Annotated in this window: 6 protein-coding genes and 1 tRNA gene; all 7 read left to right on the forward strand. The window is 67.0% G+C overall.

The window, feature by feature from the left end; all coding sequences use genetic code 11:
- The first annotated feature begins 5 nt into the window (after nt 1–5).
- Nucleotides 6–81 (forward strand) — tRNA-Ala (locus AC1DBQ_RS21155).
- 227 nt (nt 82–308) lie between these two features.
- The gene (locus AC1DBQ_RS21160; RefSeq protein WP_476930382.1) at nt 309–1,130 is read left to right on the forward strand and encodes an amino acid ABC transporter substrate-binding protein; all 822 of its coding nucleotides are present in this window, start codon (nt 309–311) and stop codon (nt 1,128–1,130) included.
- Nucleotides 1,131–1,166: 36 nt separating this feature from the next.
- Nucleotides 1,167–1,832 (forward strand): amino acid ABC transporter permease, encoded by a 666-nt coding sequence (locus tag AC1DBQ_RS21165; RefSeq protein ID WP_202615928.1) that lies wholly within the window; start codon nt 1,167–1,169, stop codon nt 1,830–1,832.
- Nucleotides 1,819–2,616 (forward strand): amino acid ABC transporter ATP-binding protein, encoded by a 798-nt coding sequence (locus tag AC1DBQ_RS21170; RefSeq protein ID WP_476930383.1) that lies wholly within the window; start codon nt 1,819–1,821, stop codon nt 2,614–2,616. Before AC1DBQ_RS21165 ends, AC1DBQ_RS21170 begins: the two co-directional genes overlap by 14 nt.
- 85 nt (nt 2,617–2,701) lie before the next feature.
- Nucleotides 2,702–3,061: a zinc ribbon domain-containing protein YjdM gene (locus AC1DBQ_RS21175; protein ID WP_476930384.1), complete on the forward strand. Its 360-nt coding sequence runs from the start codon at nt 2,702–2,704 to the stop codon at nt 3,059–3,061.
- A gap of 29 nt (nt 3,062–3,090) precedes the next feature.
- Nucleotides 3,091–4,218 (forward strand): NAD(P)-binding domain-containing protein, encoded by a 1,128-nt coding sequence (locus tag AC1DBQ_RS21180; protein WP_476930385.1) that lies wholly within the window; start codon nt 3,091–3,093, stop codon nt 4,216–4,218.
- Between the two features lie 49 nt (nt 4,219–4,267).
- On the forward strand, nt 4,268–5,443 hold the full coding sequence (locus tag AC1DBQ_RS21185) for a class I SAM-dependent methyltransferase (RefSeq protein WP_476930386.1): 1,176 nt from the start codon (nt 4,268–4,270) through the stop codon (nt 5,441–5,443).
- Nucleotides 5,444–5,580 lie beyond the last annotated feature (137 nt).

Consider the following 5,580-nt stretch of genomic DNA (forward strand, 5'->3'; position numbering starts at 1 on the left):
AATGAGGGGCTGTGGCGCAGCTGGTAGCGCACCTGCATGGCATGCAGGGGGTCAGGGGTTCGAGTCCCCTCAGCTCCACCAACTAAGGGAACCACCGGAAACGGTGGTTCCCTTTCTTGTACCCGTTTCACCCCCAACAGCTCCATCGCCCTTAGTTGCCATATCCGTCAAGACCGTCTCATGAACGCTCGTCACATACCGTCATTTAGGGTCTCCACCCCGGGCCGGTCCTTGCTATCGTCGCTAGGAGACGGCCGCCCCGCAGCTTAGCTGGAAGGCCTTTTCCGGCTCCACGACGAAGGACCATCATGAAGCGCACACGACTTTCCGTAATTGGCCTTATTGCCGCAGCAGGACTCGCCCTGGCGGGGTGCGGGTCGGCGTCCACAGCCCCGTCCAGCTCGGCGCCGGCGGCCGGCGCAGACACCTCCTTGAGTGACKTCAAGAGCGCCGGCGTGCTCAAGGTCGGCACGGAAGGCACTTACAAGCCGTTCACGTTCCACGCCAACGGCAGCGGCGAACTGACCGGCTATGACGTGGAGATCATCAACGCCGTCGCCGACAAGCTGGGCGTCAAGCCGGCCTTCCAGGAAACGCAGTTCGACGCCATCTTCGCCGGCCTCGAYGCCAAACGGTTCGACGTCGTCGCGAACCAGATTTCCATCACGGACGAACGCAAGGCGAAGTACGACTTCTCCACGCCGTACACGGTGAGCACCGGCGTCATTGTCACCAAGGCCGACAACAACAGCATTACGTCCTTCGACAGCCTGCAGGGCAAGACGACGGCGCAGTCCCTGACGAGCAACTGGTACAAGCTGGCGCAGCAGAGCGGCGCGAACGTCGAGGCCGTGGAGGGGTGGGCGCAGGCGATCACGCTGCTCAAGCAGGGCCGTGTCGATGCCACCATCAAYGACAAACTGACGTACCTCGACTCCCAGAAGACGTMCCACGACGACGCCATCAARATTGCCGCCGAGACCACTGACAAGTCGCTGAGCRCTTTCGCMCTGCGCAAGGGATCAACCAGCCTGACTGAAGCCATCAACAAGGCCCTCGGTGAGCTCGCGGCCGACGGCACCCTGGCGAAGACTTCCCAGAAGTACTTCGACGCCGACGTCTCGAAGTAGCCCGGTGGAGACCGCCGAGGAACGCCGCGTCCGGGCATGAACATCAACTGGGAACTCGTGTGGTCTTCGCTGGGCCCCCTCCTGACAGGTGCGATTGCCGGCACCATTCCGCTGGCGCTGGCCTCGTTCAGCCTGGGCCTCCTGCTGGCCCTGCTGGTAGCGCTCATGCGGCTGAGCCGCAACCGGGTGGTCTCGGCGGTCGCCCGGATTTACATCTCCGTCATCCGCGGGACCCCGCTCCTGGTCCAGCTGTTTGTCATTTTCTACGGGCTCCCGTCCGTCGGAATTACCATCAGTCCCTGGCCGAGTGCGATCATCGCTTTCTCCCTKAACGTGGGCGGCTATGCGGCGGAGGTTATCCGGGCGGCCATTCTTTCTGTTCCCAAGGGGCAGTGGGAGGCCGGACACACCATCGGAATGTCGCGCCGCCAGACCCTCGTGCGGATTATCCTGCCGCAGGCCGCGCGGGTCTCGGTCCCGCCGTTGTCCAACACCTTCATCAGCCTGGTCAAAGACACCTCGCTGGCGTCACTGATCCTGGTCACCGAGCTGTTCCGCCAGGCGCAGCAAGTGGCGGCTTTCAGCCAGGAATTCATGCTGCTGTATCTGGAGGCAGCCGTGATCTACTGGATCATCTGCCTCGTCCTGGCCAGCGGACAATCCGCACTGGAGAAGAGATTGGACCGCTATGTCGCCCACTGAATCCCCGCTCCCGGGCGAGGCTGTCCCGGACGCCGCCCTGCTGACCGTCAGAGGTTTGMGGAAGTCGTTTGGCGACMACGAAGTGCTGAAGTCCATCGATCTGGACGTCCKCCGCGGCGAAGTGGTCACGTTGATCGGGCCGTCCGGGTCGGGCAAGACGACTGTCCTGCGGTGCCTCAACGGCCTTGAAGTGCCCGACGCCGGTGTCGCGGAGTTCGCCGGGCAACTGACCGTCGACTTCTCCACGCCGATGGCGAAAAAGCAGGTCTACGGGCTCAGGGACCGCAGCGCCATGGTCTTCCAGCACTACAACCTCTTCCCGCACAAGACCGTTCTGGAGAACGTGATCGAAGGCCCGGTCCAGGTGCAGAAGCGGCCCAAGGCCGAGGCGGTTCAGGAGGCCCGCGAGCTCCTGGCCCGCGTCGGGCTGGCCGGCAAGGAGAACAGCTATCCGTTTGAGCTCTCCGGCGGGCAGCAGCAGCGTGTGGGCATTGTGCGTGCGCTCGCCCTGCGCCCGCAGCTGTTGCTCTTCGACGAGCCGACGTCGGCCCTGGACCCGGAGCTGGTCGGCGAAGTCCTGGCCGTCATCAAAGAGCTGGCGGAAGAAGGCTGGACTATGGTGGTGGTCACCCACGAGCTCGCGTTCGCCCGTCAGGTGGCCGACGAGGTCATCTTCATGGCCGGCGGGGTCGTGGTTGAACGCGGCCACCCGGACACCGTGCTGCGCAACCCGCGGGAGGAACGCACCCGGCAGTTCGTGGACCGGCTGCTGAACCCGTTCTAAGGCAGCGCTCCCGGGGGAGACCAATGAGCCGGCCACAAGAGCCGGCTGAAAGAGCGKACCGAAAGAGCCGACTAAACTTAGGGACGTGAACGACTCCCTGCCCCCGTGCCCCGAATGCTCCAGCGAATACACCTACGAGATGGGGGCGCTCCTGGTTTGCCCGGAGTGCGCGCACGAATGGTMGGCGTCCGCGGAGACTGACACGGACGCCGAAACCCCTGCTGAGGCCGTTATCAAGGACGCCGTCGGCAACGTCCTCGCCGACGGCGACACCGTCACGGTGGTCAAGGACCTTAAGATCAAGGGCAGCTCCACGGTCATCAAGGTCGGCACCAAGGTCCGCGGCATCCGCCTCGTGAACGGCGTCGGCGACCACGACATCGACTGCAAGGTGGACGGTGTGGGCCCCATGCAACTCAAATCCAGCGTCGTCAAAAAGATCTGACCGGGGTCGGGACCACTACCCCTGGGACGGTGCAGCCGGCCGACGTCGTCGTCATCGGCGCCGGCCAGGCCGGGCTGTCGGCRGCCTACCACCTGCAGCGCCGCGGCTTCGTCGCGGCTGCCCCCAGCCCGGGCAATGCCCAGGGCGGAACCGGAGGGCCTGCGGCGGACACCCGGGCCGCCGGGACGTACATCGTGCTCGACGCCGAGGACGGCCCMGGCGGGGCCTGGCGCCACCGCTGGAAAAGCCTTCTCATGGCCACGGTCAACGGCATCAGCGACCTTCCGGGCCTCCCGCAGCCCGACGTCGATCCTGCCGAGGCCAGTTCMAGTTTCCTCACCCGCTATTTCGGCGGGTACGAACACGACCTCGGCCTCGCGATCGAGCGGCCCRTGAAAGTGCAGTCGGTGAGCCGGCAGGACACGGATCCCGCCGGGCGGCTGACCATCACCACCTCCCGGGGCACGTGGTCCGCCCGCGCCGTCATCAACGCCACCGGCACCTGGACCCGGCCGTTCTGGCCCATCTACCCCGGCCAGGCCAGCTTCCGCGGCCGCCAACTGCACGTCGCKGACTACGTCTCCGCCGACGAATTCCGTGGCCGGCGTGTCATTGTGGTCGGCGGCGGGATTTCGGCCGTCGGTCTCCTCGATGAAATCTCCCGGGTCACCGGCACCACCTGGTTCACCCGCCGGGAACCGGTCTGGCGCGAGGCCGCGTTCGACCGGCAGGCCGGCCACGACGCCGTCGCCCTCGTGGAGGAGCGGGTGCGCCAGGGCCTGCCGCCGCAGAGCGTGGTTTCCGTGACGGGCCTGATCTGGACGCCGGCCCTGCGCGCCGCCGCGGCKCGCGGCGTCCTGGACCGGCACCCCATGTTCACCGCAATCGAGCCCGACGGCGTCCGGATGGCCGACGGCAGCTTCCTGGCCGCMGACGTCATCCTGTGGGCCACGGGATTCCRGGCCGAACTTGAACACCTCGCCCCGCTGCACCTGCGCGGACCGGGCGGCGGCATCGCGATGGACGGCACCCGGGTCGCGGCCGAGCCCCGGGTCCATCTGGTCGGCTACGGTCCGTCCTCGTCCACCATCGGCGCCAACCGTGCCGGCCGGGCCGCCRTCGCCGGGATCGTCACCCTGCTGGCCGGTTCGGGATAACGTGGAAGCTCATGACCCAAGCCCGAGAAGAAACGGCGGCACAACGCGCGTGGCGGACACTAACTTCGACTCCCTCTTTGCCCGGMTGAGACGATTCCCGGATGTCGAGGCCGCCAACCTGCAGGCCTGGGACGCCACGGACAGGCTCCTGCTGGACACTGTCCTTGAGATGCAGGCGGCCGGTTTGCTGCAGCCCGGGGGACGGCTTGCAGTTGTGGGGGACCGGTACGGTGCCCTGGCCCTGGGTTCCCTGACGCTGGGGTCGCTGACACTGGACTCCGTGGGGACGGTGGCGCCAGCCGTCCGCGTCCACCAGGACCTCATCACCGGTGAGCGGGCGCTGCGGGCCAACGCCGGGGCGCTGGACCTTGATGCCGGTTTTGAACAGCTCCCGTTKGGCGAACGGCTCCTGGAGGGCGCCTCGCTCGTCGTGCTGCAGTTGCCCMGGTCCCTGGCGGAACTGGAGGAAATCGCCGACGCCGTCGCCCGCTACGCGGCGCCCGACGTCGTGCTGCTGGCCGGCGGGCGCGTCAAGCACATGAGCCTGGGCATGAACGCGGTGCTGGCGCGCTACTTCGAGGACGTCCAGCCCCAGCTGGCCCGGCAGAAGTCACGGCTCCTGCTGGCCCGGCGCCCCAAGCCGGTCGCGGACGCTCCGCCGTTMCCGGTCACCGAGGTGAACGAGGAACTCGGGCTGACGGTCTGTGCCCGGGGCGCCGTCTTCGCCGGCACGGGGCTGGATATCGGAACCCGGTTCCTGMTGGACTTCCTGCCGCGGATGCCGCACGCCGCCCATGCGGTTGACCTGGGCTGCGGCACAGGAATCCTCGCCGCGATGTACGCCCGCGCCAACCCCGGTGCCCGCGTCACCGCCACGGACCGGTCAGCGGCCGCCGTCGACTCCGCCCTCGCCACGGCCCGGGCCAACGGCCTGGAGAACCGGATCGATGTGCTCCAGGACGACGCGATGAGCTCCCTGCCGGCGGGCAGCGCGGACCTGATCCTGCTCAACCCGCCCTTCCATCTGGAGGCGGCCGTCCACTCCGGCGCCGGGATCAAGCTGATCGAAGCGGCCGGCAKGGTCCTCACCCCYGGCGGGGAGCTCTGGACCGTGTTCAACAGCCACCTGCACTACCGGCCGGCACTCGAACGGCTGATCGGTCCGACACGCGAGGCCGGCAGGAATCCGAAATTCACCGTGACGGCCAGCACCCGCCGGCCGTGAAGGTGAAACATTGTGTCCKAAAGGCGGATGTGTGGGCGCACGCCTGCACTTAACGTACGATTCTGACAACTGCTGTAGATAACTGCTGTATTGGGCCAATGACGTTTTGAGGTATCAGTGACCGAGATCCGGCAACC

The sequence above is a fragment of the Arthrobacter sp. 10T413_2 genome (genome assembly GCF_056394205.1).